General features: G+C 69.0%; 28 protein-coding genes and 1 pseudogene. 14 read left to right on the forward strand and 15 right to left on the reverse strand.

The window, feature by feature from the left end; all coding sequences use genetic code 11:
* Nucleotides 1-169 precede the first annotated feature (169 nt).
* Both HKK74_RS25930 and HKK74_RS25935 read left to right on the forward strand, forming a co-directional pair.
* Complete coding sequence (locus HKK74_RS25930) at nt 170-589, forward strand: hypothetical protein (RefSeq protein ID WP_187245958.1); 420 nt, start codon at nt 170-172, stop codon at nt 587-589.
* A gap of 517 nt (nt 590-1,106) precedes the next feature.
* Nucleotides 1,107-1,625, forward strand: coding sequence for a hypothetical protein (locus tag HKK74_RS25935; RefSeq protein ID WP_187245959.1), 519 nt, complete (start codon nt 1,107-1,109; stop codon nt 1,623-1,625).
* A gap of 85 nt (nt 1,626-1,710) precedes the next feature.
* On the opposite strand, the gene HKK74_RS25940 is transcribed toward HKK74_RS25935, so the two are convergent.
* A complete protein-coding gene (locus HKK74_RS25940) occupies nt 1,711-2,172 on the reverse strand; it encodes a carboxymuconolactone decarboxylase family protein (protein WP_187245960.1) in 462 nt (153 codons plus the stop codon).
* Between the two features lie 265 nt (nt 2,173-2,437).
* Nucleotides 2,438-2,830 carry a hypothetical protein gene (locus tag HKK74_RS25945; RefSeq protein WP_187245961.1) on the reverse strand — a complete coding sequence of 131 codons (393 nt, stop codon included), beginning with the start codon at nt 2,828-2,830 and terminating at the stop codon, nt 2,438-2,440.
* A 551-nt stretch (nt 2,831-3,381) separates the two neighbouring features.
* On the opposite strand from HKK74_RS25945, the gene HKK74_RS25950 reads away from it, so the two are divergent.
* Nucleotides 3,382-4,098, forward strand: coding sequence for a hypothetical protein (locus HKK74_RS25950; RefSeq protein ID WP_187245962.1), 717 nt, complete (start codon nt 3,382-3,384; stop codon nt 4,096-4,098).
* A 30-nt stretch (nt 4,099-4,128) separates the two neighbouring features.
* On the opposite strand, the gene HKK74_RS25955 is transcribed toward HKK74_RS25950, so the two are convergent.
* Nucleotides 4,129-4,362 (reverse strand): hypothetical protein, encoded by a 234-nt coding sequence (locus tag HKK74_RS25955; protein ID WP_187246039.1) that lies wholly within the window; start codon nt 4,360-4,362, stop codon nt 4,129-4,131.
* A gap of 165 nt (nt 4,363-4,527) precedes the next feature.
* A complete protein-coding gene (locus HKK74_RS40220) occupies nt 4,528-4,674 on the reverse strand; it encodes a tyrosine-type recombinase/integrase (RefSeq protein ID WP_187246028.1) in 147 nt (48 codons plus the stop codon).
* 10 nt (nt 4,675-4,684) lie between these two features.
* Here HKK74_RS40220 and HKK74_RS41995 point away from each other — a divergent pair.
* Nucleotides 4,685-4,966: pseudogene (locus HKK74_RS41995) on the forward strand (ISL3 family transposase); the annotation flags it as partial.
* 84 nt (nt 4,967-5,050) lie between these two features.
* Here the strand turns inward: HKK74_RS41995 and HKK74_RS25970 are convergent.
* Nucleotides 5,051-5,434, reverse strand: a complete 384-nt coding sequence (locus HKK74_RS25970; protein WP_187237995.1) for a DUF5997 family protein — start codon at nt 5,432-5,434, stop codon at nt 5,051-5,053.
* Nucleotides 5,435-5,489: 55 nt separating this feature from the next.
* Here HKK74_RS25970 and HKK74_RS25975 point away from each other — a divergent pair, with 55 nt between their 5' ends.
* From HKK74_RS25975 to HKK74_RS25995, 4 genes are all read left to right on the forward strand, one after another.
* A complete protein-coding gene (locus tag HKK74_RS25975; RefSeq protein WP_312881759.1) occupies nt 5,490-6,173 on the forward strand; it encodes a LysR family substrate-binding domain-containing protein in 684 nt (227 codons plus the stop codon).
* 720 nt (nt 6,174-6,893) lie between these two features.
* On the forward strand, nt 6,894-7,346 hold the full coding sequence (locus HKK74_RS25980) for a hypothetical protein (protein ID WP_187245963.1): 453 nt from the start codon (nt 6,894-6,896) through the stop codon (nt 7,344-7,346).
* 875 nt (nt 7,347-8,221) lie between these two features.
* On the forward strand, nt 8,222-8,641 hold the full coding sequence (locus HKK74_RS25990) for a ribosomal maturation YjgA family protein (RefSeq protein WP_187245965.1): 420 nt from the start codon (nt 8,222-8,224) through the stop codon (nt 8,639-8,641).
* Nucleotides 8,642-8,899: 258 nt separating this feature from the next.
* A complete protein-coding gene (locus tag HKK74_RS25995) occupies nt 8,900-10,384 on the forward strand; it encodes a DUF4303 domain-containing protein (protein WP_187245966.1) in 1,485 nt (494 codons plus the stop codon).
* 262 nt (nt 10,385-10,646) lie between these two features.
* Here HKK74_RS25995 and HKK74_RS26000 read toward each other — a convergent pair whose 3' ends face one another.
* The 3 genes from HKK74_RS26000 to HKK74_RS26010 form a co-directional block, all read right to left on the reverse strand.
* On the reverse strand, nt 10,647-12,107 hold the full coding sequence (locus tag HKK74_RS26000; RefSeq protein WP_187245967.1) for a benzaldehyde dehydrogenase: 1,461 nt from the start codon (nt 12,105-12,107) through the stop codon (nt 10,647-10,649).
* Nucleotide 12,108: 1 nt separating this feature from the next.
* Nucleotides 12,109-12,369, reverse strand: a complete 261-nt coding sequence (locus HKK74_RS26005; protein WP_187245968.1) for a hypothetical protein — start codon at nt 12,367-12,369, stop codon at nt 12,109-12,111.
* 122 nt (nt 12,370-12,491) lie between these two features.
* The gene (locus HKK74_RS26010) at nt 12,492-12,842 is read right to left on the reverse strand and encodes a DoxX family protein (RefSeq protein WP_222722738.1); all 351 of its coding nucleotides are present in this window, start codon (nt 12,840-12,842) and stop codon (nt 12,492-12,494) included.
* Between the two features lie 175 nt (nt 12,843-13,017).
* On the opposite strand from HKK74_RS26010, the gene HKK74_RS26015 reads away from it, so the two are divergent.
* The 3 genes from HKK74_RS26015 (at nt 13,018) to HKK74_RS26025 (ending at nt 16,115) form a co-directional block, all read left to right on the forward strand.
* Nucleotides 13,018-14,010 (forward strand): 2-dehydropantoate 2-reductase, encoded by a 993-nt coding sequence (locus HKK74_RS26015; RefSeq protein ID WP_222722739.1) that lies wholly within the window; start codon nt 13,018-13,020, stop codon nt 14,008-14,010.
* Nucleotides 14,011-14,280: 270 nt separating this feature from the next.
* Nucleotides 14,281-15,201 carry a pseudouridine-5'-phosphate glycosidase gene (locus HKK74_RS26020; RefSeq protein WP_187245971.1) on the forward strand — a complete coding sequence of 307 codons (921 nt, stop codon included), beginning with the start codon at nt 14,281-14,283 and terminating at the stop codon, nt 15,199-15,201.
* Between the two features lie 11 nt (nt 15,202-15,212).
* On the forward strand, nt 15,213-16,115 hold the full coding sequence (locus HKK74_RS26025; RefSeq protein WP_281398025.1) for a carbohydrate kinase family protein: 903 nt from the start codon (nt 15,213-15,215) through the stop codon (nt 16,113-16,115).
* Here the strand turns inward: HKK74_RS26025 and HKK74_RS41040 are convergent.
* Both HKK74_RS41040 and HKK74_RS26030 read right to left on the reverse strand, forming a co-directional pair.
* Nucleotides 16,109-16,231 carry a hypothetical protein gene (locus tag HKK74_RS41040; RefSeq protein ID WP_281398020.1) on the reverse strand — a complete coding sequence of 41 codons (123 nt, stop codon included), beginning with the start codon at nt 16,229-16,231 and terminating at the stop codon, nt 16,109-16,111. The two genes, HKK74_RS26025 and HKK74_RS41040, sit on opposite strands and share 7 nt — an antisense overlap.
* 165 nt (nt 16,232-16,396) lie before the next feature.
* Nucleotides 16,397-17,371, reverse strand: coding sequence for an acetylxylan esterase (locus HKK74_RS26030; protein ID WP_187245972.1), 975 nt, complete (start codon nt 17,369-17,371; stop codon nt 16,397-16,399).
* A gap of 453 nt (nt 17,372-17,824) precedes the next feature.
* On the opposite strand from HKK74_RS26030, the gene HKK74_RS26035 reads away from it, so the two are divergent.
* A complete protein-coding gene (locus HKK74_RS26035; protein ID WP_187245973.1) occupies nt 17,825-18,616 on the forward strand; it encodes an SGNH/GDSL hydrolase family protein in 792 nt (263 codons plus the stop codon).
* A 125-nt stretch (nt 18,617-18,741) separates the two neighbouring features.
* Here HKK74_RS26035 and HKK74_RS26040 read toward each other — a convergent pair whose 3' ends face one another.
* Nucleotides 18,742-19,020, reverse strand: a complete 279-nt coding sequence (locus tag HKK74_RS26040; protein ID WP_187245974.1) for a hypothetical protein — start codon at nt 19,018-19,020, stop codon at nt 18,742-18,744.
* 254 nt (nt 19,021-19,274) lie between these two features.
* On the opposite strand from HKK74_RS26040, the gene HKK74_RS26045 reads away from it, so the two are divergent.
* A complete protein-coding gene (locus HKK74_RS26045; RefSeq protein ID WP_187245975.1) occupies nt 19,275-20,357 on the forward strand; it encodes a tartrate dehydrogenase in 1,083 nt (360 codons plus the stop codon).
* 46 nt (nt 20,358-20,403) lie between these two features.
* Here HKK74_RS26045 and HKK74_RS26050 read toward each other — a convergent pair whose 3' ends face one another.
* On the reverse strand, nt 20,404-20,985 hold the full coding sequence (locus HKK74_RS26050; protein ID WP_187245976.1) for a TetR/AcrR family transcriptional regulator: 582 nt from the start codon (nt 20,983-20,985) through the stop codon (nt 20,404-20,406).
* A 113-nt stretch (nt 20,986-21,098) separates the two neighbouring features.
* Here HKK74_RS26050 and HKK74_RS26055 point away from each other — a divergent pair, with 113 nt between their 5' ends.
* A complete protein-coding gene (locus HKK74_RS26055; RefSeq protein WP_187245977.1) occupies nt 21,099-21,476 on the forward strand; it encodes a DUF4267 domain-containing protein in 378 nt (125 codons plus the stop codon).
* 131 nt (nt 21,477-21,607) lie between these two features.
* Here HKK74_RS26055 and HKK74_RS26060 read toward each other — a convergent pair whose 3' ends face one another.
* From HKK74_RS26060 to HKK74_RS26070, 3 genes are all read right to left on the reverse strand, one after another.
* The gene (locus tag HKK74_RS26060; RefSeq protein WP_187246031.1) at nt 21,608-22,849 is read right to left on the reverse strand and encodes a DUF8814 domain-containing protein; all 1,242 of its coding nucleotides are present in this window, start codon (nt 22,847-22,849) and stop codon (nt 21,608-21,610) included.
* A gap of 90 nt (nt 22,850-22,939) precedes the next feature.
* Nucleotides 22,940-23,533, reverse strand: a complete 594-nt coding sequence (locus tag HKK74_RS26065) for a hypothetical protein (RefSeq protein ID WP_187245978.1) — start codon at nt 23,531-23,533, stop codon at nt 22,940-22,942.
* Complete coding sequence (locus HKK74_RS26070) at nt 23,530-25,221, reverse strand: PHP domain-containing protein (RefSeq protein WP_187245979.1); 1,692 nt, start codon at nt 25,219-25,221, stop codon at nt 23,530-23,532. The genes HKK74_RS26065 and HKK74_RS26070 overlap by 4 nt, the downstream gene beginning before the upstream one ends.
* Nucleotides 25,222-25,732: the final 511 nt, after the last annotated feature.

Genomic DNA, 25,732 nt, shown 5'->3' on the forward strand with positions numbered 1-25,732 from the left:
CCCCGGCAAAGCGCCCACTTACCTACAAGATGACCATGCGTAGTCGACCAACTCGGCGGCAAGTGGACCGGCTGGCCGCATCCGGCCGACGTCACGACGCGGGCCTGGCCGTTGTCGGCCGTACCCGCCGTCGCCTGGCCTGCTGTGCGACTCTTGTACGGAAAAGGCGGTGCATCACGCGGGCGGTGGGCGGCTCCTTCGACATGAGGTCGACTCCCCGAGACGTCCGCCAGGTCTGGCCGTTCGCCGGCCGGGTGGCGGAGCTCGAACTGATCAGGCGGCGGCTGAGCACCCGCCGCTGCGCTGGGTCGCCGACGCGCTGCGGCCGCGTGACGGGCGAGAGGGGCACGTCCTCGTCGCCGACGACGCCCACCTGCTCGATCGCGCCTCGGCGGCCCTGCTCCTGCACCTCGCACAGGATGGCGGGACCAGGCTCATCGTCACCGTCCGGCTCGGAGCCGCCGCCCCGGACGCGGTGACCGCGTTGTGGAAGGACGACCGGCTGGCGCGCCTGGACCTCGGGCCGCTGACGCAGGCCGAGTTCACGAAGTTCTCACGGGGGCGCTGGGCGGTCACGTCGAGGCGCTGACCGTACGGCAACTGCACCGGCTCACCCAGGGCAACGTGCTGTTCCTGCGCGAGCTCGTGACGACCGGCGTCGTCGGCGGCGCCCTCTCGCTCATCGGCGGGGTGTGGAGCTGGCGGGGTGACCTCCCGGTGGCCGGACCGGTCAGGGAACTGGTCGAGAGCCAGATCGGCGACCTCACCGCCGCGGAGCGGGAGGTGCTCGAGTACGCGGCGTTCGGCGAGCCCATCGACGACGATCTGCTGGAACGGCTGGTCGACCCGGAGGCCCTGGAGCGCATGGAGGCCAGGAACCTCATCGTCTGCGCGCAGGAGGGCGACCGGCTGCGGGTGCGGCCGGCCAGTCCTCTGTACGGCGAGGTCGTCCGGGCCCGCTGCGGACCGCTGCGCGCCAAGCGGGTGAAGCGCCGCCTCGCGGACACCGTCGAGGCGCACGGCGCCCGGCCCGGAGACGCGCTGCTGGTCGCGGTCTGGCGGCTGGACAGCGGCGGCCGGGCCGACCCGGCCGTACTGATCGAGGGATGCCGGATGGCGAGCGCCCTGGGTGGGACAACGGCACCGCCGGATACTGCGGCCACCGCGCGCAGATCAGCCGGCTGCGCGGGATGGCCGGCGACGCCCTCGCGTGGAGCCTCGACGGAGCCGGGCGGCTTCCCGCCGGGCCCACCGGGTTCGCCGGGCTCTGCCTCGGCGAGCTGGCGCACGCCGCCGCGCTCACCGGCGACCTCGTCGAGGCCCGCCGCGCGCTGGCCGCCGCCGACGAGCGGACACTGCCCGCCTTCCGCACCATCGACTTCACCCTGGAGCTCGCCCACCCGTGGGTCTCGGCGGCCGGCGGCGACCTCACCGGGGCGGTCGCCGGTGCTCTGGCCGCCGCCGATCTCGCGGCCGGGCTTCGGTTGCGCGGGTACGAGATGTACGCGCTGCACGATGCCGTACGGCTGGGCGCCGCCGATCGCGCGGCCGACGGGGTCGCCGCCCGGATCGCCGATCGGCTCGCCGGGCTCGCGAGCCTCCTCGGCCGCCTCGACGCCCCATGACCGCCCCATCCGAAAGCGGAGGTCGCGGTTCCGCGGCTCGAACCCCGATAAGGACCTGCCGCCTTCACCCCGGGCGCTGCCCGTGTCACTCCCAGGGCTGCGGGCCGGCTATCTGCCGGGTTGTGACATTGAGACGGTTGTAGAGGTTGGTGATGCCGATGGCCAGGATGAGTGCTGCCAGCTCCTGTTCACTGAAGAGCTTGGCGGCTTCCTCCCAGATCTCGTCCGGGACGGGATCCGCGGTGTCGGCGAGGCGGGTGGCGGCTTCGGCGAGTGCGAGAGCGGCGCGTTCAGCCTCGGTGAAGTAGGGCGTGTGACGCCACGCTGCCACAGTGGAGCGCTTCTCGTCACTTACCCCTGCCTTGCCGGCGGTGCGTGAGTCGCCGTCCACGCAGACGCTGCATCCGTTGATCTGACTTACCCGTAGCTGGACCAGCTCCACCGTTGTCTGCGCGACACCGGCCTTGCGGACCGTCTTGCCCAGCTCCATGAGGGGCTTCATCGCCTCCGGGATGATCACGGCCGGGTTCTGAATGCGTGCTTGCACAGCTGCTTCCTTTCTGTCTTGCCAACTACGCCGCTGACGCGCGGCATCGCTGCGATGCGTTACTGCATTGACGCATCGGGAGGCGCACATGTGACAACGCACGCAGCTCAAGCCGACATCCGGGCCGACAACCTCCTGCTCGCCGGCGACCGTGTCGTGGTCGTCGACTGGCCATGGGCGGGCGTGGCCCGCGCCGTGGTTCGACCTGCGCGGGATCGACAGCAGGGGCAACGGTCCGGGAATGCGGGTGGAACGTGAAGGTGGCTCAAGGCATTCGATTGAAGCGGAATACCCCCGTATCGGGCTCGTCAGGGATCGACATCTCGAGCACGTCGGGCCCGCCGTTGTTCTTCTTCAGCGTCGCGGTCATGGTGTGCGGGAGGCCGGGGCAGCCCAACGTGATACGGAACCTTTCGGCGCCGGCCGCGTCGTCCTCTCGCGTGATCGTGCCGCCGCAATCGGTACCGTGATTCGGGCTGACGACCGCCCTGCCGTCATCGCCGATGTCGATCTCGGACTTGTTGCCGAAGTCCCGGAACAGGTAGGTGAACGTCTCCGCGTGAGACTTGTCCGCGCGCCAGTGCCCGACCACTGGGTCAAGATCGTTGCTGCAACCGGCCAGCACGATCGCCGTCGTCAGGCCGAGAAGAGTCGCCACCTGCGGTCGGCGAACGCGCCGATTTCCGCCACGCATCTGACCATGACCAGCCGACACCCGCCATCTACGACTATTCATAGTTCATCATCCAACCCCGGCCGGACAGCCGCGCAGAAACAAGGGAGCTCATGATTGAAAGAGGTCGAGCGCACGTGGGTGCGCACCCCGGTCATTCCCCTTGACGTTCTCCCGCGTTGCCCGAGGGGCGGATGCCAAATCCTCGCAGTTCAGTCGCACCACAGGTGAGCGACGAGCGCTGGAAGTGACTTGCCAAGCTAATAGCGCGCTCAAGTACGAGGACATCGCCGAGCCGAAAGCCGGGCGGCACGTCTGCCGGGGCACTCCAAATGATCACCCTAGATCCCGGCTTACCAGCTAGAACAACAGGTCACCGAGGTGGCGCACGGTTACGTTGGCGCTGTCCTCCGGGGCAGCGCTTCGATCCGCAGGAGGGCCGGCGGTACCCTCCCCGGAGGGTTCTCGTGCAACCAGGCGATGAGAGCGATTCATCGCGCGGAGGCGGATAGTTGAGAGGCACTACAGGGCCGGTGGTGCGATGGATTCGGCCGCGTGGTCTGAGTTCGGTCGGTGCGGCGGTCGGTGCGGTCGCCTGGGGCTGTGTCGGGGTGTGGCGGGCCGGCCATGAGGACAACCTTCCGTGGAATCAGACGAACCCGATCGCCTACGGAGCCTCCAAAGGCATCATCTTGGGCGCGTTGGCTGGTCTGTTCGCCACATTGTTCGTTCGCTGGTTCGGCCGAACTCCGCTTTGGGCGGCGGTCGGCGCTTTCGTCGGTGGCCTGCTGGGTGGCGCGCTGCTGGGCACTTGGCGGGGGCTGAGGGGACCACCTGACCCGATTCTTTATTACATGGACCCCATGCCGGCCGAACAGTGGTACTGGTCGCTGATGTTGCAGCATTGGGCGGCCAGGACGATCCTGCCTGCCGCGGCTTGCGCGATGGCTCTCGCAATCGTGGCATGGAGCCGGTCGCGGTGGTCATGGCGCCCGCGACCGATCGCGGTATCGACCGGGTTGTTGTGGTTGGCCGTCAGTCTGGGCATGTTCGTGCTGCCATCGGTCATCGCGTACGAGGGGACGATCGAAGGCAACGGCGAACACGTCAACGAATCCGCGATCGCTGCGTTTACGGCGTGGCTGATGGCGTTGATCGCCCTGATCGTCGGCGTCGTACGGGTGGCGTTCGGTTTGTCCCCTGGCTACGCGGTCGCGGGTAATGGCAACCCTGACGGCAACGACAGCAACTGAACACAACCGACGACACACGTTCACCGTCAACTACCTCGGCAGACGCCTCGCGATCAGGACGATCACCACGCCTGATCCGAAAATCGGAGGGTCACTGGGCGCGCGGTAGCACCCGGCGGAGCGCCAGCGGAGCCGGGTGGTGTGGAGTTGGTGGTCAGGCGGCGGTGTCGCGACCCGCACACAGCACACCAGCTCGGCCTTACCGATATCCAGCGCCGCGACCCGCGCGATGATCTCTTCGTTGTCCTGGGTTTCTGTGAGCACCTGACCCCCTTCTTGCCATCGCCACCAAGGCGGCTGCTGCCCGCAGGAGCCATAGAGACAGTTGGAGGAATCTGATCCTCGTGCTCGAAGCGACACTGAAGGGCCCAAGGCCGGCTCCCAGCACCCGGCTGAAAAACGACCTCGAAGATCATGGAGTAGTCGGCGTCAGCGGGCAGCAGCCACACCCGATCCACTGTGGCCGACGATGTCTCTCACGATGTGCGGCGGGACGCCGAGGTCGAGCAGCAGCGACACGCACGTGTGCCGGATGTCGTGAAAGCGGAAATTGTCGAGGCCGGCCGCTTTACTGATCCGTCCCGTTCACAGCGGCTGCTGGGCCAGCGCCTTCCGCGTGCGCAAACTCGACGGCGGAACGACCACCACCCTTGCCCGATGGCACCAAGTCCACGACCTACTCGACGCGGGCGTCGGCCTCGGCGAGTGCGCCCGGCGGCTGAACCTCGCCCTGAACACCGTCAAACGCTACGCGCGAATCGACAAGCCTGAGCGGATCCGGCGGGCGCCGCAATATCGTCCCACCCTCGTCGACCCTCTACCGCGATCACCTGCTAAACGCCGGGCCGAAGACCCCGCGGTACCCGTCCTGCAGCCCCTCAGTTACCACCGAAAGAGCGACAGAGCCGAACGCTGGACAGACCCCGGCAGAGACCAACCTCGTTCCGGTGGGTCAAGCCTTGGCACGCTGCTGCTTGAGGTGGAGCTCATCTTGGCGGACCCGGGTTTGGATGGTCTGCTCGCGTTCTAGCCAGTCGGGTCTTTCGGCCTTCAAGGTCTCGATCTCGGCGGTGGTAAGAGGGCCTGTGATGTCGGCGCGGGCCAGGCCCGAGGCGGAGACGCGGAGCTTGGCGGCGACGACCTGGCGGGGGTGGGGGCCCTCGCGGCGCAGGTCGGCGAGCCAAGAGGGCGGGTCGGCCTGGAGCGCGTTCAGCTCGTCCCGGGAGACGACGCCCTCCTGGAATTCGGCGGGCGCTGCCGACAACAGGATCCCCAGCTTCTTGGCCGCGGTCGCGGGCTTCATGGTCTGCGGGGCCTTCGCCTTGGACGTGCTCATGAGCTCAAGAGTAGCCAGCAGGAGGGAGTCGTCTGGACGCGGTTAGGCTGAGAAGGTGACCAAGAGTGAGTTCCGGCTGGCCTACGCGCCGGGAGTGACGCCCGGGAAATGGGCCCGGGTATGGGCCGAGCGAGTACGGGAGGTGCCGCTTCGGCTGATCCAGATGCCCGCCGCCGAGGCTGTCCTCCTGCTGCGGAACGGGGGCGTGGACGCGGCGTTTGTGCGCCTGCCCGTCGACCGCGAAGCTCTCCACGTGATCCCGCTGTACTTGGAGACGACCGTGATGGTGGTGCCGAAGGATCACGCGGTGGCCGCAGTCGAGGAGGTGGAGCTTGCCGACCTCGCCGACGAGCATGTGCTCGAGCCGCTCGACGAGGACTTGGCCTGGGTTGACCGGCCCGGGCAGCCCGCCTTCACCCGTCCCGAGAGCACGGCGGACGCGATCGAGCTGGTGGCGTCGGGGGCTGGCGTACTACTGCTCCCTCAGTCTCTGGCCCGTCTCCACCACCGCAAAGACCTCACCTACCGCACCGTGACCGACGCCCCTCAGTCCCAGATCGGCCTGGCCTGGCTCGAGGCCGAGACGACCGATCTCATGGAGGACTTGATCGGCATCGTCCGCGGCCGCACCCCCAACAGCTCCCGTGGCCGTACCCCCCAACAACCACCCACCCGTAAGAAGCCCCCGCAAAAGGACTCCACCCCCAAGCCTCGCCGCCGGACGCGCCGCCCGACGTGAATAGGGTCAGTGCTGTGGTGGTCAACGGAGTCCGAACAAACTCACCGCGGCGACCATCACGAGCGAGGTCAGAAGCCGAGGGCTATTCCTGGCGGCCCGTGGCCGACGCCCCAACGCCGCGCCTAGCCACCAAGCTGGCCAACCTGTAGACAGCTCGCCCTCCCACGCCGGACCTAAGCGTTCCCCGGTCGACCGGGCGCGGTCTTCTCCAACGCGACGGCACCCCCAGCGCACGGTGCTCCGAGTGCGCCCGACGACAACATTGACGGCAACGTCCCCTTCCAGAGGCTCACACGAGCACACGTCGACCACCGTCTGACCTCGCCACGGGTACCGTGAACAGGGCTGATGTCACTTCTGAAGAGCGGATGGTCAGTGGTTCACCCCCCCGGGGGGGCCTGCTGGCCGTGCCCGTTGCGTGCCCGTTAGAGCGGTCAATCAGGGGCACGTACGGTCACTTGCGGGTAGGTCGTCGCGTTGGCGCAGGTCAGCGATACCGCAGGTGAGCGGCGACCGCTGGAAGTGACTTCCCAAGCTAATGCTTAAGACGATCGCCGTGGCTCGAGCTCGGCCTTGGCCATCGTGCTCAGCGTGTCCGCGATCTCATGGTGCCGCTCGCCAGTGGCATGCACAGTTCGACCTCGTCCGCCGCGGGTCTGCGCCCCGTGCGTCCGCGAGGGTGGGTGTTCTTGCGCGGAATCGACAGCCATAATGGCGAGCATGAGCGGGGAGAACCAGGCCCAGCGTCAAACCGGGCGCATGAGTGTCACTGACATACTTCAACGTCTCTTTGGACGACAGCTGTCTCGCCGGGTGGTGCTCCTTCATCTCTCCGTCATCGGAGTGATTTTTGTCTGGCTAGTGCCTCGGAACTGGACGCCAGAGCCGCCTTTCTGGCTCATGCTCCTTTTCGCCTTGATCCTGGTATGGAGTTTCTGCTGGCTGTTGCCTCAAGTCTGGATGCCACGGCTGCCGTTCTGGCTCATGATCCTTCTCTTCCTCATCATGGCGATTCCTGGCGCGCTGTTGCCTTCGGAGTGGTTTACAGTGACCTTCGGTGGGCCATTGGTGGTCTCGATGTGGCTGTACGAAGCGTACAGGGAGACCCCAACCCACGCCGACACTCGCGATCCGTCCGCCAATGGCGAACCGCGCCAGAGCCCCACGCCCTGACGGCAACGGTGACGGCAACACAGGCGAACACCAGCGCACCTCGACGACCGTTAGCCACAGGACATCAGCGCACCAAGCCTTGATCATCTTGGGGTGGAACGAATTGATAAGAATGAGGTCGCTTGGTCAGGGATCGGCAGCATGCAACGCCGTGCCCGTTATGTGCCCGTCAGGATGGTGATCAAGGGGGACCCAGGGTCACTCACGGGCAGTCGACCGCCCAACCCGCAGGTCAGCGGATCGCCAGGTCAGCGACCAAGATCATTCCCCTGCAACCTGGCCACCCGTCTCGGCTCGCCGCTGGTGAACGGGGGGCAAGAGCGGGTACTCGCGGTCCGGTCGGGGTTCTGCCGCAGATCAGGACGACTGCTGTAGCAGTGACGTACAGCAACACCGCCGCACAGCGCCTCATCGGCTCGTACGCCAACACACGTCCCCACCAGCGCGGCGAGCGCTCGACCTCGGGGCTGCCGATAGTTCGCATCGAGGTGGTCAGCCGGGCCGTCGTCCTCCTCTGCGCGACCAGTGTCCGGCCTCTACGGAGCGCGGCTACGAGGAAAGCGACTCAGGAGAATGGGCACGGGGGAGGCGCTCGTACGCTCTGCCCCTCCTGGGCAGACAGGGCTTGGACGGACACTCTCGGTGGAGGCATCTCACGCCTGGCGCGACGACAGCGCGGTGTTCGACGAGGACCAGGGCGATGAACGTCAGGATCTCGTCGAGCAGCCGGCCTGGACGCGCTGCTTGGCGACGTTCGCGCCGAGTGAGAGACCCATCGGGTCGCTGTCCCGGCATTGGAAGCGGTGCAGCTGCGGCCCGTCCAAGCTCAGCAGACCAGCTGCCACCTTAGCTGCGCTGTCACTTATGATTGCGCGATGTCGCTCGCAGTGCGCTGGACTCGGCTGCTGATGGTGGTATCGGCAGCCGGCTTTACAGGCGCGGCCTTCGCAATCCGCGCCACGATGGACGGGCCCATCGAACAGTACTCAGGCGCCGCCTTGTCCGCGGCCATCGTCTACACGATAGTGATCTTCATATGGCCGCTGATCTCCCCACTGCCCGCTGGCAGCGCCGCGATCGCATACTGCTGGTTCATCGAGTTTGCACAGCTCACCCCCATACCCGCGGCACTCTCCCAACGCAGCTGGCTCGCGCGCCAGCTGCTCGGCGCCCAGTTCGACCTCATTGATGTTGCCTGGTACCCCGTCGGCGTCATCCCATTGGTCGCCGCGCATTGGTTCCTCCGGGCCCGCACACGTTCCCAAACAGACCCGACACCCGCCCTCACATCATGATCTTGGAACAGCCGTGCCTCCTGGGCTGCTAGTACGCCACCACACATCCCCTCCAGCGCAGCGAGCCCACGACCTCGGGACCGCCGATAGTTCGCATCCAGATGGTCAAGGCGAGCGGACGCCGGTTGGGCGAACTCGAACAGAGGACTGCGCCGCCCGCTGGACTCCCGCGGGCGGAGCGTTGAGGATGCGTAGAGGGCAGGTGGCGTTGCGAGCATTGGGTCAGGCCCTGGCTTGATCGTCTGACAGGATCGCGGCATGTCCATTGACGATCTGGAGACTCGTCTGGTCGCCGCCGCGCGTGCCGCCTTCGCCGAGGCGCGGGAACTGCACTCCGATGAGTCGTTCTACTGCTACGCGCTGTATACCGATGCGTTTGCCGCTTACATTTTGCCGACCTGCAGTTCCGAGCAGGGGTTGCTGCAGGTGGCTCGCAGGTACGCCGATGAGTTCGGGCGCACGGTGGCCGAGCAGGCGGATGACCTGCGATGGAATCCAGTGGATTCGCCGTACCACATGCTCGGGGAGGAGTATTTCGCCGGAGTCCTCGAGGTGCTCGCGAGCCGAGGCGACCCTTGGCAGCGCGATGACGACGGTCTCGATGTCGAGGTGGACGCCCGCATCGAGGCGTGCTTCCGCGCGCTGGCTCGGTTGGACGAGGAGGGGTTCTTCGGTGTCGGCGCGGAACGTGACCGGGTGATCGTCACCGTGCTTCAGGGCGACCAGAGCGACCGGAGCCAGTTGGCGAACGCGCAGCGGCTCAACCCGCCCGCCGCCGTCGCGCGCTTGGCGCGTGACCTGGACGTACCTGAGCCGGTCGGTGAGTTCGCCACCCTCGGCTCGAAGGGCGCGTACCAGATCACCGCGCTGGCGTACGCGGACCGTACGGGGTTGCTCGTGGCCTGCGGCTCGGACGGCGAGCTGTTCGCCTGGGATCTGGACGGCGATCGTGAGGTCCTGGCCGCCGCGCACTACGAGAATTACTGGGACGCCGCGATCTCAGCGGACGGCCGGACGCTGCTGGTGACCGACCACAAGCGGCTGCTGCGCGTCGAACTGCCCAGTGGCGTACGGCACGACCTGGGCGTTGCGCGCCCGTGGACCATCGCGGTCTCGCCCGATGGCGCGACTGTGGCCGCCGCCTGCAACGGGTTCGTCCAGGCATGTGCCGTCGCCACCGGAGACGAGCTCTGGCGGCTGGACCGCTCGGCCTCCGTGCTGCGCTTCACCCCGGACGGGACACTGCTGGCGATGGCCTGCGACGGTGCGGACAAGGGGGTCGCGCTGCTGGACGCCTCCGACGGGTCGCTGCGGCAGGAGCTGTTCCGCGCCGCACCACGGACACACCATTGCCTGGCATGGTCCTCCGACGGTCAGGTCCTGGCGACCGGGGAGGAGACGTCAGGGCAGATCCGGCTATGGCACCGGCGAGACGACGAATTCGTCGCCGGGCCGACGTTCGAGGCGCCGACCGCCGAGCCGTCGAAGCTCAACGGACCCAGGAACCTGGACTTCTCTCCCGATGGGACGCTGCTGGCCTCGGCCGGCAACGGCGATGTCCACGTGTGGGAGGTCGGCACCGGCCGACACCTTCACCGCCTGCGCGGAGCGCAGGAGTCCATGAGCTCCGTCGTCTTCGTCGACGATCACCGCCTCGCCGCAGCCGGTCGGGACGTCGATTCCGGCCCGCCCGTCCACCTCTGGACCATCGCGGACCGAGGCGCCGTCACCCCCACGAGCTAGGTCGTCGCGAATGCGTTCAGGCCGGTGAGTTCGTGCGAGAGGGCCCACAGACGCATGGCCTGTTCGGGGTCGGTCGCGTGGTCGCGTACGCCGACTTCGGTTTCGGTGCTCCCGGTGGGTTCGGCGATGTCGCAGTCCTCGCAGTAGACGCTCCCACTCGGGTCCGACGCGTGTCTCGGGGCAGGCCATGATCCCGGCGTTATTGATCACTATGTCGATGCCGCGGCCCGAGGTGACGAGGCGCTCGGTGAACGCCGAGTGTTCACATGGGGTAGCCGGCGATGTCGCCTTGGACGGTGACCCACTGGGTTTCGGTGAAGGCCTCGACGTTGGCGGCGGCCCCGCCGAAGCGGGAGCCGGTGCCGGAGGCGCCTACGCCGCCGAAGGGGGCTACGGCCTCGTCGTCGACGGTCTGGTCGTTGATGTGCACGATGCCGGTCGGGATGCGCTCGGCGAGGGCGAGGCCCTTCATCACGTCGCGGGTGAGGATGCCCAGCGACAGGCCGTACTCGGTGTCGGCGGCCAGCGACACCGCCTCCTCGGCGGTGGCGAAGCTCATCACCGGGGCGACCGGCCCGAAGACCTCCTGCGCGTACGCCGGGCTCTGCGGGGTGAGGTCGGCGAGCACGGTCGGCCGGTAGAACAGGTCCTCGTACGTGCCGCCGGCGGCCAGGCGCGCGCCCGCGTCCACGCTGCCCGTGACGAGTGAGTGGATCTTGTCGCGCTGCCCGGCGTCGATGATCGGGCCCAGCGCGACCTGCTCGGTCGCCGGGTCGCCGACCGGCAGCCCGTCGGCCTTGGCGACGAGGCGCTCGATGTACTCCTCGGCCAGGGACTCGTGCACGAGGTGCCGGCCGGTGGTCATGCAGATCTGTCCCTGGTGGAAGTACGAGCCCCAGGTTCCCGCGCTGACGGCCAGGTCGAGGTCGGCATCGTCGAGGACGATGAGCGCGGAGTTGCCGCCGAGTTCCAGATGCGCGCGCTTGAGATGGCGGGCGGCGAGCTCGCCGACCTGCCGGCCGGCCGCCGTGGAACCGGTAAAGGAGATCACGCGGACCCGGGGCTCCGCGACCAGCGCCCGTCCCGTGTCGGCCCCGCCCGGCAGCACGTGGAGCAGGCCGTCGGGCAGGCCGGCCTCCTCGAAGACCCGGGCGAGCACCACGCCGCCGCTCACCGCCGTACGGGGGTCGGGCTTGAGCAGCACGGCGTTGCCGAGCGCCAGGGCGGGCGCCACTGAGCGGATGGCGAGGATCAGCGGGACGTTGAAGGGGGCGATGACGCCGACCACGCCGACGGGGAGCCGGCGGGCCAGGCTGAGTCGCTTCTTGGCGGTCGGCAGGATCTCGCCCGGCGGCCGCGAGGGCAGGGCGGCGGCCTCGTAGCATTCCTGGGCCGCGACGTGGGTCTCGAACGCCGCCTTGCCGGGGATCGATCCGGCCTCCCGGACGATCCACCACTGGATCTCCTCAGCCGCCTCCTCGAACAGGGCGGCGGCGCGGCGCAGCACGGCCGCCCGCTCCTCGAACGAGGTCTCGGCCCAGGCCCGCTGGGCGGCGGCGGCCTGCTCGGCCGCCCGCGCGACGTCCCGTTCGTCCGCTATGCCGGTACGGCCGAGCTCCGACCCGGTCGCGGGCTCGACGACGGCGGCGTCCCCGCCGGAGGAACTCGTCCAGCCGCCACTGAAGATCGATCCGGTCCAGACCTTCGGATCCAGCAGTGACATCTCATCCTCCGGTTTCCGGGGCCGCGAACCCCGGGTTCATGGCCAGGCTCAGTTCCTGCTCGGACAGCCCGTCGCCCGAGAGCGTGGCCACGATCCGGCCGTGCTGGAAGACGGCGACCCGGTCGCAGAGCGCGACCAGTTCGGTCAGATCAGTTGAAGAGACAATAACTATCTTTCGAACCTCCGCAAGACCCCGGACAAGACGGTGCATCTCGGCGCGCGCACCGACGTCGACGCCACGTGTGGGGTCGTCGAGGACCACCACGGCCGTTCTCGCCGACCAGGGCGTGCACTTCGCCGCGCCCGAGGATGATGCCGGCGGAGTCCAGCGCGGTGACGCCGCCGTACCGTTTGGTGAGGTCTTGGGCGACGAGCTCGCGTGGATCAGGCCGACGCCTGCAGGGCCGCGAGCGTGAACACGAGCACGAGGAACACGACGTCGAGGGCGACCGTCGTCGCCGGGTCCCGGACCTTCAGCCGGCTGATGATCGCACCGATCATCAGCAGGGCCAGGCCGAGGGCCGCGGCCACGCCGAGCACCGGCACTGCGAGGCCGACCAGCAGGCCGACGCCGCCCGCGGCCTCGAGGACGCCGATCACCCGCCACAGGCTCGGTGACAGGCCGAGGCGGTCGCGGACGTTCGATGCCTGCGCCAAGTTCAAGACCTTGATCCCGCCCGTCGCGATGAACAGGAGGCCAAGGATCAGCGATAGCGCGATGGTCGTGGTGTTCACCGGCGTCCTTCGGGGTCGAGTCGGATGACGAGCCAGTCTGATCACCAAGGGCGGTCCGCGGCAATGGCGCCGGTGAATCCGCCGGTGCCGAAGGCGGGTGCGAAGCGGGCCCGCCGGGTCGGGCACAATGGCGCTGCGAAAGGCACGGCGGCGGTTGTTCTGGGAAGGGGATCCGGTGGCGGACATCGCGCGCGTCTGTGTGGTCGGGGCCGGTGCGATCGGTGGTTACCTCGGGGCCAGCCTGGCGGCGGCGGGATGCGTCACGAGCGCGGTCGCGCGGAACGCGACCCTCGGCGCGCTGCGCGAACACGGCTGGCGGCTGCGCACCGCCGAGGGGCTGATCACCGCGCCGGTCCAGGCCAGTGACGACCCCGCCGAGCTCGGCCCGCAGGACGTGGTCGTGATCGCAGTGAAGGCCCCGGCGCTGGCGGAGATCGCCACCCGCATCGCGCCGCTGCTGGGCCCCGAGACGGTCGTCGTCGCCGCCATGAACGGCGTGCCCTGGTGGTTCTTCGACGGATTCGGCGGGCCGTGCGAGGGGCTCCGGCTCGCCTCGGCCGACGCCGGCGGCGCCATGGCCGCCGCGGTCGACCGGGGGCGCGTCGTCGGCTGCGTCGTACACACGTCGTGCAGTGTGCCCGAGCCCGGCGTGGTGCAGCACGGAGCCGGCCGGGGCTTCATCCTGGGGGAGCCGGACGGCACCGTGACCGGCCGGGTGTCCGCGATCGCCGACCTGCTGGCCTCGGCGGGTCTCGAGCCGACCGTGTCGAGCTCCATCCGCTCCGACATCTGGTACAAGCTCTGGGGCAACATGACCATGAACCCGGTGTCCGTGCTCACCGGGGCCACGTCGGACCTGATCCTCGATGACCCGCTGGTGAACGGCTTCTGCCAGGCCGTCATGGCCGAGGCGGCCCGGATTGGGGCCAGGATCGGCTGCCCGATCGAGCAGAGCCCGGCGGAGCGCAACGCCGTGACCCGGCGGCTCGGCGCGATGCGGACCTCGATGCTCCAGGACGCCGAGGCGGGCAAGTCCCTGGAGCTCGACGCACTGGTGACCAGCGTGCGCGAGATCGCCCAGGCCGTCGGCGAGCCGACGCCGATGGTCGATGCGCTGCTCGGGCTCACCCGCCTCAACGCCCGCGTCCGCGGCCTCTACCCCTGGTAACAAAAGGAGACGATCAAGCATCGGGGTACTCATAGCGACCTCAATGCTTGATCGTCATAGAACCGGGTGCCAGATGGATCGGCTGTTCGACCGTGGCGGTGACGATCAAGGAACGTGGCACTCAGAGCGACCCTGATCCTTGATCAACTTGGTGCGTCGCGACTCGGCTGAGAAGTCACTCTGCCTGTGGCGGGTCCGCCGATGCCGGGCGGGGTGGCTCTCGATGTCCGGTTTCGACATCTCGCCACCTCGTGCCCTACGGTCGGGCCCATGTCGGCGATACACGATGTGCGGCTGTCCACCGAGGTCCGCGACGCTCTGGAGCGGGGCCTGCCGGTAGTGGCCCTCGAGTCCACGATCATCGCGCACGGGCTGCCCCGGCCGCGCAACCTCGAGGTGGCGGGCGAGCTGGAACGGCTCGTGCGCGACGGCGGAGCGGTTCCCGCGACGATCGCGGTGCTCGACGGGGTGGCGCACGTCGGGCTGGACGAGAAGGCCCTCGACCGGGTCGCCTTCGACGAGGACCTGCGCAAGTTCGGCAACCGTGACCTGGCCGTCGCGCTCGGCACCGGCGCGAGCGGCGCGACGACGGTGTCGGCCACCGCGTCGCTGGCGGCGCGGGCCGGTATCCGCGTGTTCGCCACCGGCGGTCTCGGCGGCGTGCACCGAGGATGGCGGTTCAGCCAGGACGAGTCCGCCGACCTCAACGTACTCAGCCGCACCCGGATCACGGTGGTCTGCGCCGGCGTCAAGTCGATCCTCGACGTGCCCGCGACGCTCCAGCGGCTGGAGACCCTCAACGTCGGCGTCGCCGGATACCGCACAGCCGTCTTCCCCGGCTTCTACCTGCACAGCTCCGGTGAGCCGGTGGACTGGACCCTCGACTCGCCGGGGCAGGTTGCGGCCGTCATGCGCGCGCAGGACGTCCTCGGCGGCCCGGAGACCGCGCTGATCGTCGCCAACCCGGTGCCCGAGAACGAGCAGCTCGACCCGGCCCTGCACGACCGCGTCCTCGCCGGGGCCCTCGAGGCGGCCGAGCGCGAGGGCGTCACGGGCCAGGCCATCACGCCCTTCCTGCTCGACCAGCTGATGCGGCAGACCGGTGGCGCCTCGCTGGAGGCCAATCTCGCCGCCGTACGCGGCAACGTACGGCTCGCGGCCGAGATCGCGGTGTCCTGGACGACCGGCTGAACGGGCGCGGGCTGCTCGTCGTCGGCGACGTCGTCACCGACGTGCTGGTGCTGCACGACGCTCGGGCGGGGGTCGAGACCGACGTGCCGGCCGATATCGAGGTACGGCCGGGCGGGTCCGGAGCCAACACCGCCGCCTGGGCGGCCTCACTCGGCGCGGACGTCCGGATGCTGGCTCGGGTCGGCGTGGACTCGGCGGCCTGGCACCACGCGCACCTGGCCGACGCCGGCGTACGGCCGGTCCTGCGCCCGGACGCCGAGCGGCCGACGGCCACGATCGTCGTCATGGTCGATCCGACCGGTGAGCGGACGATGCTCACCGACCGCGGCGCCGGCGGCTTCCTCGGGCCGGACGACTGGGACGATGACCTGCTGGACGGGGTCGCGCACGTGCACGTGTCCGGGTACACGCTGTTCACCCGTTCCGGCGCCGAGTTGGCCCGGCTCGTGATGGCGCGGGCACATGGGCGGGGCATCACCATCAGCGTCGACCCGGCCTCGACCGGGTTCCTGGCCGAGTTCGGCGTACACCGCTTCGTGGCGGCCACCGCGGAGGCCGACGTGCTGCTGCCCAACCGGGACGAGGCGCTGCTCCTGGCGGGCGTCGCGGACGAGGTGGCCGCCGCGGCGTACCTCGGCGGGCGCTACGGTCTGGCGGTCGTCAAGCTGGGCGCCGACGGAGCCCTCGTGGCGGGAGGCGCGGGCGATCCCGACCCGGTGCCCGCCGTACCCGCCCCGGTGCTGGACTCGACCGGTGCGGGCGACGCGTTCGCCGGCGGGTTCCTCGCCGCGCGACTACGCGGCGCGGCGGACCGCGACGCGGTCGCCGCCGGGTGCCGCGCGGGAGCGCGGGCGGTGTCCCGGATAGGCGGCCGGCCGGCGCTGGACGGGGACGTGCGCGCTCCTCGTCACTGAGACGTTCCCCTCGCGCTCAGGTTCTCGTCGTGCATCCGGGACGCGGCGAGGAGCTCGGCCAGGCCGTCGGCCTCCTCGACGGTCAGCACCACCGTCTCGCTGCTTTCGTCGTGCAACTGCTTCTTGTCGTGCTTCGTTTCTCCTCGGGCTCCGCGCGCGTTCTTCTCGTGCTCGGTTTCTTCTCATGCTCCGCGCAGACGCGCTTTGGCGTTCTCGCGTGCGCACAGCGGTCGCATCGGCGGGATCGGCCGGCCGGATCCGCCGGCCGATCCCACCGGGTACTAATCGGCGGCCCGCCGCAGCGTGCGGGCGATGGCGAGCTGGGCGGCGGCCTGGGCCGAGGCACCGCCCTCGTGCTCGTTGAACGGCCAGACCTTGATGTCCTTCTCTCCGGCGTAGTGGTTGTAGGCGGCGAACACCGTCGACGGCGGAGTGATCGCGTCGCGCAGGCCCACCGAGAACAGCGCGGGTGTGGTGTTCCTGGCGGCGAAGTTCACCCCGTCGAAGTGGTCGAGGGTCGCGAAGACCTGGTCCACCAGGTGCCGCTGCGTCTGCAGGAACCGGCTGAGCTCGGCGTACGGATCGGCGTCGGTGATCTCGCAGGCCCGCCGGATATGGGTCATGAACGGGACGTCGATGAAGGCGTGCCGCAGGCCCGGCACCAGCGCGCTCACCGCCATCGCGGTGCCGCCGCCCTGACTGCCGCCGGCCACCACGATCTCGGCGGCGTCCACGAGCGGATGGGAGCGGGCAGCCTCGACCGCGCGTACGCCGTCGGTGTAGAGCCGCCGGTAGTAGTAGTCCCCGGGGTCGAGCACGCCGAGCGTCAGCCGGCCGGGCACCATCGGCCCGGTGCCGCCCACGGGGTCCGCGGTGTCGCCCGGCATCCGGCTGCCGCCCTGGCCGCGCGAGTCCATGACGAACACCGCCCACCCGGCCGCCGGCCACAGCAGCCAGTCGTGCGGCGTGCCGCGGCCGCCGTTGTAGCCGATGTACTGCACCACGCAGGGGAGCGGACCGGTGGCCGAGGCGGGCACGATCAGCCAGCCCTTGACGGGATGGCCGCCGAAGCCCGCGAAGGTCACGTCGTAGGTGCGTACGAGCGACAGGCCGGTGTCGACCTCGGTGAAGACGGCGTCGAGATCGTGCTTGCGGGCCTCCTCGAGCGTGCGGTTCCAGAACGCGTCGAAGTCGGCGGGCTCGTGCCTCGGCGGGAGGTAGCCGCGCAGTTGGTCGAGGGGCATGTCGATGAACATCGTTTTCTCCCGTCGGGGGTGGACCGTCACGGGGCGGACCGTCGCTGGGGGCATTATCGCGATCACCTCGTCGACGGTGCCGCCCCGGGAGCCGTCACTCGGTGGGCCGGAGCGGAGCCCGTGACGTGAACGGTGATCCGACCCGGGTGGTCGTGGTCGACGACGAGCCGATGGTGTGCGCCCAGGCCGGGCTGCCGGCCTACGTGGCCGGCTCGCGGAACGCTGACCTCCGGACGTCCTGAGTCGGAAATAGAGGTTTGCCGAATCACTCCCTATGGAGTTCTCGTCGTGCGCTAGGGGTGGCCCGCACGACCGTTGTGGAACTCGCACGACAATGCAAACAGGTCAACGGCAAACAATGCCAAAATAGCCGAATAATTCAGCTACTCCCCAGTACGGAATTCCGGTGTATAAGTAAATCCGTACACTCCAATTCCCCCCTTTGGAGAGCTGATGCGCGTTCCCCGCCCCCTCGCGCTAACCGCCGCCTGTACGGTGGCCATCACTGCCGGCATGACTGCTGCGGCACAATCCGCATCCGCGGCCGTCAACTATGTGGCGCTCGGTGATTCGTACGCATCCGGACTCGGAGCCGGAAGCTACGACTCGGCGAGTGGCAACTGCAAGCGCAGTAATAATGCGTATCCGAAATTGTGGGCCATCGCCAACTCGCCTACCTCATTCCAATTCGCGGCGTGCTCGGGAGCGACGACAACGTCGGTCATGAACGGCCAGCTCGGCCCCCTGAACTCGGGTACGACGCTCGTCACCGTGACGGTCGGCGGCAACGACGCCGGATTCGCGAGCGTGATGGAAACGTGCGTGCTCAGCTCTGACTCCACGTGCATCAATGCGGTCAACAACGCCAAGAACTTCATGACGAACCAGTTGCCGGGCCGGCTCGACTCGGTTTACGGGGCGATCAGGTCCAAGGCGCCGAACGCGCGCGTCGTGGTCCTCGATTATCCGCGGCTCTACAAGATCGTGAGCGTGTGCGTCGGGCTCAGCAACACCAAGCGGAACGCGCTGAACGGCGCGGCGGATCTGCTGGATAGCGTCATCGCGAGCGCTAGCAGCCGGGCGAGCTTCACGCTCTCGGGCGTGCGCGACGAGTTCTCCGGTCACGAACTGTGCAGTGCGGACGGATGGCTGAACTCGGTCACCTGGCCGATCGAGCACTCCTACCACCCGACCGCCCTCGGCCAGCGGAGCGGTTACTACGCGGCGCTCAATTCCACGATCTGACCCGCGATAGGCCCGCCCACGAAGTGCTCGATCGACGGCCGGGCGGCGGACATCTCAGAATGTCCGCCGCCCGGCCGTTTCGTGCGTCATCGGGTCGGGTCAACGCCTCGGGTCACACTGCGGGGTCACCGCCGCCCGCAGTGCCGGTCCCACCAGCAGTGCTTTTCCCTCCAGCAGTGCCCTCTGCGGTTGCACTTCTTCTTCCACTTGCACCGGCGGCAGCCAGCCGCCGTCTCGGTCGCGCGGGTGCCGAGAGCGCCTGCCTCGGCGGTCGCCACGGTCGCGGCCCGCGCCTGGTGTGCCTGGGTGGTGTCGGCGGTGGCGCCGCCGGCGGTCAGCGCGGTGCCACCCGCGGTCAGTATGGTGAGGGCCAGCCCGGTCAGCAGCTTTCTGGTCTGGTACATGACGTACCCCCATGAAGATGTCTGCGGCCGCATCGCCGTACAGCTCGGTGATCATCCAGTGGTGGGCCGGCATCACAATGCCGGTACCCGTGCGGTACCCGGCGCTGAGACCGAAAAATCGTACATTTCGGTAAATGCACGTCTCGGGGCCATAGGCAGAACCTATCGATCGCATCGGTAGCAGGTCTTGGACCGGCGCGCATGCCACGCGCTTCACTCGGTGCATCCCCGACCGACTGCAGCCGAGGAGTGACATGACGTCGGAGCGCACGTTCCGGATCGCCGCCATCCCTGCCGACGGGGTGGGCACCGAGGTCGTCGCCGCGGGCCGGGCCGTCCTCGACGCGCTCGCCGGGGCGTCGCACGGCGAGCTCGCCTTCGACTGGACCGAGTTCCCCTGGGGTTGCGGTCACTACGAGCGGACCGGCGTCATGATGGACGAAGACGGGCTGGAGACCCTGAAGGACTTCGACGCCATCTACTTCGGCGCCGTCGGCTGGCCCACCGTGCCCGATCACATCAGCCTGTGGGGCCTGCGCCTGAAGATCTGCCAGAGCTTCGACCAGTGGGCGAACGTCCGGCCGGTGCACTTCCTGCCCGGCGTGGTGAGCCCGCTGCGCAAGGCCGACGACACCGAACTCGACTGGGTGGTGGTCCGGGAGAACAGCGAGGGGGAGTACGCCGGCCTCGGCGGCCGCAACCTCTCGGCCCGCGGCCCGGGCAACGAGGTCGCCGTGCAGTCGGCCCTGTTCACCGAGGTCGGTTCGGAGCGGATCATTCGCTTCGCCTTCGACCTCGCCCGCGGCCGTACCCGGCGGAAGGTCTCCAGCGTGACGAAGAGCAACGCCCAGCAGTACGGCATGGTGCTCTGGGACGAGGTCTTCGCCCGGGTCGCGCGGGACTATCCGGACGTCGAGACCGAGAGCGTCCTGGTCGACGCGATGTCGGCCAAGTTCGTGCTGCGCCCCGAGGACCTGTCGGTCGTCGTCGCCTCCAACCTCCACGCCGACATCCTGTCCGATCTGGGCAGTGCGCTGGCCGGAAGCCTGGGGCTCGCCACGAGCGCCAACCTGAACCCGGAGCGCCGCTTCCCGAGCATGTTCGAGCCGGTGCACGGCTCGGCTCCGGACATCGCCGGGCGGGGCTTGGCGAACCCGATCGGCGCCATCGGCAGCGCCGCGCTCATGCTGGAGCACTTCGGGCTCGCCGACCACGCCGCCCGGCTGCGGAAGGCCATCGAGACCACGGCCGGTGCCGGTGTGCTCACTCCGGACGTGGGTGGTTCCGCCACCACTGCCGATGTCACCTCGGCGATCATCGACAACCTCGCGCTCTAGTGGCTCGGCTCAGATCCTTGGCCTTTCAATTGCCCTTGTTGCGTGGTCAGCCCGCTGGGGAGTCGGCGATCTGAGTGACGAGGAAATCGAGCCGTTCCTCCTGGCCGTCCGGGGGGATGCGGCCGCTGTCGGACAGGACAGCCATGCCGTGCAATGCGCTCCAGGTGACTTCGGCGAACAGTTCGCGTCGCTCGTTGTCCAGGCGGAAGCAGCTGACGAACTCGCCGAAAGCGGCCCGTAGCGGGGGTGGTGTCTCGGCGCTCGCGAACTTCAAGTCAGTGGGCAAGACGAACATGGCCTGGTACAGGGCAGGCCGCTCGGTCGCGAACTCCAGATAGGCGCGGCAGACGGCGCGCAGGGCCTGCCCCGGCTCTGGGGCGGCCTGCCGCGCGCGGCGCAGGTGGGCGGCGAGTTCGCTGAAGCCGTCGATGGCGACGGCGCTCACGATGGCGTCCTTGCCGTTGAAGTGGCTGTACAGCACCGGCTGGCTGTACTCGACGCGTTCAGCCAGCCGTCGTGTCGTCACCGCCTCCCAGCCTTCGGCCTCCGCGAGTTCGCGCGCGGTTGTGATGATCAGCTGATGACGGTGGGCGCGTTCACGTTCACGGCGCTCGTTGATGGCGGACATGACCACATCCTAGCAACGCTAGACATCCTGTCGAGGATAGGCCTATCGTCGCTATCACTATTAGCGCCGCTAGGAATCGCTGCGGGCGCTGCCACCGAGAGGGGAAGCAACCCATGCTCACCAACGTCGCCAACGTGCTCGCCGGCCTGATCGGCGCAGGCATCATCTTCGTCGGCGCGCGCGCCTTTTGGGCACCGCAGGCCGCGGTTGGCTTTGGTATCCCCGACACACCGACCGAGGACCGGAACTTTCAGGCCTGGCTGTCCGTCAAGGCCGTGCGCGACATAGCCTCGGGGCTCTTCATCTTCATCCTGCTGGCTGGAGCGACACCCCACTTGTTGGGCTGGTTCATGCTGGCCGCCACCGGCATACCCGTCGGCGACGCACTGATCGTGCTGCGCAGCAACGGACCCAAGGCCGCCGTTTACGGCATCCACGGGACCACCGCCGTGGTGATGCTGGCGATCAGCGTGCTGCTGCTCGTCGCGTAACCGCTTGTCACGCCGCTTGGGCCGGGTATTGCGTCCACTGACGGATGGGTGAGTCTAGGGCGAAGCTGGTCTTCGGTTCGGCGCGGGCTCCAACGATGCGAGACGAGCCACTAGGTGTCACCGCCCATCGGTCAGCAGGCCGGGGCGACGGGGTCGTTGGAGCCGGTGTTGAGGTAGACGTCGGGGATGAAGTGACCTGAGCCGACGCGGTTCCAGAGATCGCTCGTGCCGTAGGTACCCGTGACCGTCTGGCCGCGGACGGTGCACTCGATGATCACGTTGGCGTAGTTGGCGGCGAGCCCTCTGATGGCCGAGCCCGTGCTGGCCGAGGCCCGCAGGTTGAGCGGCCCGCCGCTGGTGCGCACCACGCCTTTGGGGCCGCTGCCCGTCCACAGGTACGTGACGTTCACCCACGCGTTGTCGGTCAATCCGAGGCCGTCCCAGAAGGTGCCGTCCGCGAGGTCGATCCCGGCCGGGTTGGCGACCGTACGGCCGAACTGGTCCCGGCCGCCGTTGTAGCCGGTCTGGTAGGCGGCCTGCGCCTCGGGCCGGCCCTGCGGCAGGTCCTTCCACATCTCGCGGGTGGCGGCCGGGTTCCAGTAGTCGTCCTTGGTGTTCCAGGGGCCGACGTCCCACACCGGCGCATATTCGCAGCGGCCGGTGGCCGGGGAGCAGGCCCGTACGGAGTAGTCGCCGGTGTTCCTGGCGGACAGGCCGCGGCGCGAGGGGAGCGCGACGAAGTGATCCCGGGTGGTGATCACGTGCCCGTTCGCGGTCGTTCCGCCGACCAGGCCCTCACGGGTCGCGTAGACCTGGTAAGTGAGGCCGGCGGCTTGTACGGATCCTCCGGCACGGCCGGATTTCGCGGACCGGTCGGCGGCCAGGTGCACGGCCGACACCGCGGGTGCGGCGTAGGCCGCCTTCGCCGCCGTGAGAACCACGCGCACCTGAACGCGGGTCGAGGCCGTGGGCAGCACCGTTCCGGCCGGTGCCCACTCGGTCCAGGCCACCCCGCCGAGATGGGCGCGTACGTCCACCTCGACGGTGGCGCCGTCGCTCACCTGTTCGTCGACCCGCGCCGTGACGCGGTCGACCGGCTCGGGCAGCTCACGCGGGGGCAGGACGAACTGGCCGGAGGCCTCGGCCCGGTCGAGGGACGCGGGACCGGACCCCGTCGAACGCAGCCGCAGCGCGTGGCCGTCGTATCGCACGTTGACGTCGTCACCGTCCACGGCGGACAGGTCGAGCGACCAGTCCGAGGTGGCGGCGTGGGCGGTGCCGATGGGCACGGTCGCTGCCGTGAGGCTCATCAGCACGATGGACGCGGCGGCCGCTGTACGGGCGGGGAGGCGGCCGGAACTCCTGCGAACCATGGTGATCACGGCAGTGAAGTTACCAAGCGGTACACATATTGGTAATCAGCAAGAAGTCACGAAACTTTACTGGCCCTGTCGGCTATTCCGTCAGGCGTGCACCGCGCAGCAGGGTGTGGGGTTCGGCACCTCGTAGGGGGCGATGACCCCCTTGCCGGCCGGCAGGGCGAGCAGCGTGAGCCGTCCCTCCCGCCATTCCGGCCGGACGTGGTCGCGGGTGTCGACCAGGACGTCGGCGCTCGGCTCCTCGCCCATCAGCACGACGATCCGCTCGATCGCCGAGCGGCCGAGGACCTCGCCCGCCGTCAGCGTGCCCGTGAGCCTCTGGGCACCCGGGAACAGGACCGCGCGGCCGGACCGGCCGTGCTCCGCCGCGGCCAGCGACGCGGCCTCGGCCTGGTCGGCCGGCCCGCGGACGTGTTCGCCCAGGGCGGCGCCGATGTCGTCCGGCAACCGGTCGAGCAGGTCGCGGGCCGCCCGGTCGGACGCCGCGCCGCCACCCGCCGGGACCACCTCGTACGGCAGCGACAGCGAGACGGCGACGTGCGGGCGCCCGCTGATCAGGTGGGTGTATCCGACGACGTCCTCGGGCAGCCCCAGCCGCCCGGGGAGGCCGACCAGCAGGTGATCGGCCTCCTTGAGCGTGCGGGACCCGGCGTCGATTCCGAGTACGGCCGGCTTCATCGGCCCGGCAGCACCCAGATGGGGTTGGTGTAGAACCACAGGTCCTTCCACGGGTCGGCGTCGCCGACGACGTCGATCAGCGGACCGTTGGGGTCCACCGCCGCGCCGCGCGGGCCCGGGCCGACGCGGTTGCCGTCGGTGCCGCGCAGCCGCACGTAGACCGGCCGGTCGATCTCGCCGAGGCTGTACGTCAGCTGCACCGTGCCGGTGTTCTTGCCGACCTCGAACGACTTGACCACCTTGGTCTTCGGCGCGACGAAGGCGTCCTTGTCGGCGCTCTTACCGGTGACGTCGCCCTGGATGACGTCGACCCGGGCGAGGGACGGGGCGAACTGCGCCCAGTTCGGCCCGCCGGGCAGCTCGATCTCGACGACGAGCTGAACCTTGGCGCCGCGCCGCACGTGCAGCGTGTCGCCGAGCGTGACGCCACGGGCGCTGCCGTTGGACTCGCGCACCCGTACGTTCAGGGACTTGACCAGGTTGCCGTGGTCGACCCAGACCCGGCCGGCCCGGATCGCGTCCATGACCGCCGCGTACGAGAAGGACGCCGCGCCGACATGCGTACGGCTGTAGTAGCCCGGCCAGAAGTCCCCGTTGGTGAGGGCGAGGTCCCCGCTGTACACCGGGTCTTCGTAACGGCCGTTGACCGGGAAGTTCGAGTTCGGGCCCCGTGCCGCAGTGTCGGCGTAGACCGAGTGCGAGTCGGAGTTGGCGGTGATCCACCAGGCCTTGCCCTCGGCGAGCAGGCTGTCCCACAGGCCGCCGACGGTGGCCGTCATCCAGTCGAAGCCGCCGAAGGTCCGGTAGCTCTCCGGCGGGTACGCCGCCCACGAGTCCGGGCCGGCGCTGTTCTCGTAGTAGCCACGCGCCGAGCCTTGCCCGTGCGGAGCCGGGATGCCGGCCGCCTGGTGGCCAGGTGCACCCTCCATGCCGACGGCGATGCTCGGCTGGGCGTCGCGCCAGGCGCGGATCTCGTGCGGCGTGTCGAGGCCCTTGCGCGCGGGGTGGTTGGCGAGGAACAGCGCGTCCTCGATCCGGCGCTTCTGCACGGCCTGGGCGAGGAAGTTCACGCCGGCGATGGCGAGCGCCTCGTTCGCGGCGGTGGGGGCGGTGGCGCCCTTGACGCTGCCGTCGAAGGAGTTCTCGAACTCCTTGAGCACCGCCACCTCGTTCTTGCCCGGGTGGACGAACACCGTGCCGTGCTCGGCGGCCGGGATGTTCCATTCCAGCCCCTGGAAGACCAGGGTCTCGTCGGTGGCCTTGCGGGCCGCGACGATGTCCGGGTTGACCTTGTCCACGCCGATCTTGGCGTGCTCCTTGCTGCCGTGGTCGGTGATGACCATCCAGTCGAGCCCGAAGGCGTTCGCGTGCCGGACGTGGTCGATGACCCGGTAGATGCCGTCCGAGCTGTACTGCGTGTGGATGTGGTGGTCACCGGCCAGCCAGAGGTAGTCCCCCTTGCCGGATCGCGTCGACCGGGCGGCCTTCTGCGCGGCGGCGGCCGCGGCCGGGGCGCCCAGGACGCCTGCCGCGGCGGCACCGGCGCCGAGCAGCCCGGCCCCGCGCAGCACGTTGCGCCGGGAGACCTCCGCCGGGGGCAGTTCCTCGTCCGGAATCGAGCTGTCGAGCACCGGCGGCAGGTCGGCGGGCTCGTGAGTGTGGTGGTGATGATCGTGGCCGTGGCCCATGTCTTGCTCTCCCCAAACGGCCGGCATCTTTTCCGGCCCCGGAGAGCACCTTGGAGGGGATCTATGAACGCACTGTGACGAGCACCAGACAATGCTGATTTATCAGGATGAATTGCGTTTAGACGGCAGTTAATTGGCTAATGTTAATGGAAATCATTTTCAGACTACCGAAGGAACGTCGAGGATCTGGCCATGCGATGACCTGTAGAGCGGGTTCTCGGCGGCGGCTCCGGTGGTTTTCTCCTGCGAGGAGTTTGAGGAGCCTTTCCGCCGGAAAGGGGCCGTTCCCGCGCCATGGCATGTACGGATCCGCCGATCGTCGTCACGCGGAGGCGTACGACGTTCAGCGGCCGCCCTTCCGGCGGAACATCGAGGCCAACCCTTTGATCGCTCTCTCGTCCATGCTGCCGAACGGGTTGTCCGAGGTAGGTCCACGTGGCGGAGGGACGCTGAAGCCCAGCGCCGGACAGGTCGAGTTCGCCGTTGGGATCGGTAACACCGCCATGCGCCC

The organism is Actinomadura alba (genome assembly GCF_014323705.1).
Classification (GTDB): domain Bacteria; phylum Actinomycetota; class Actinomycetes; order Streptosporangiales; family Streptosporangiaceae; genus Actinomadura_C; species Actinomadura_C alba.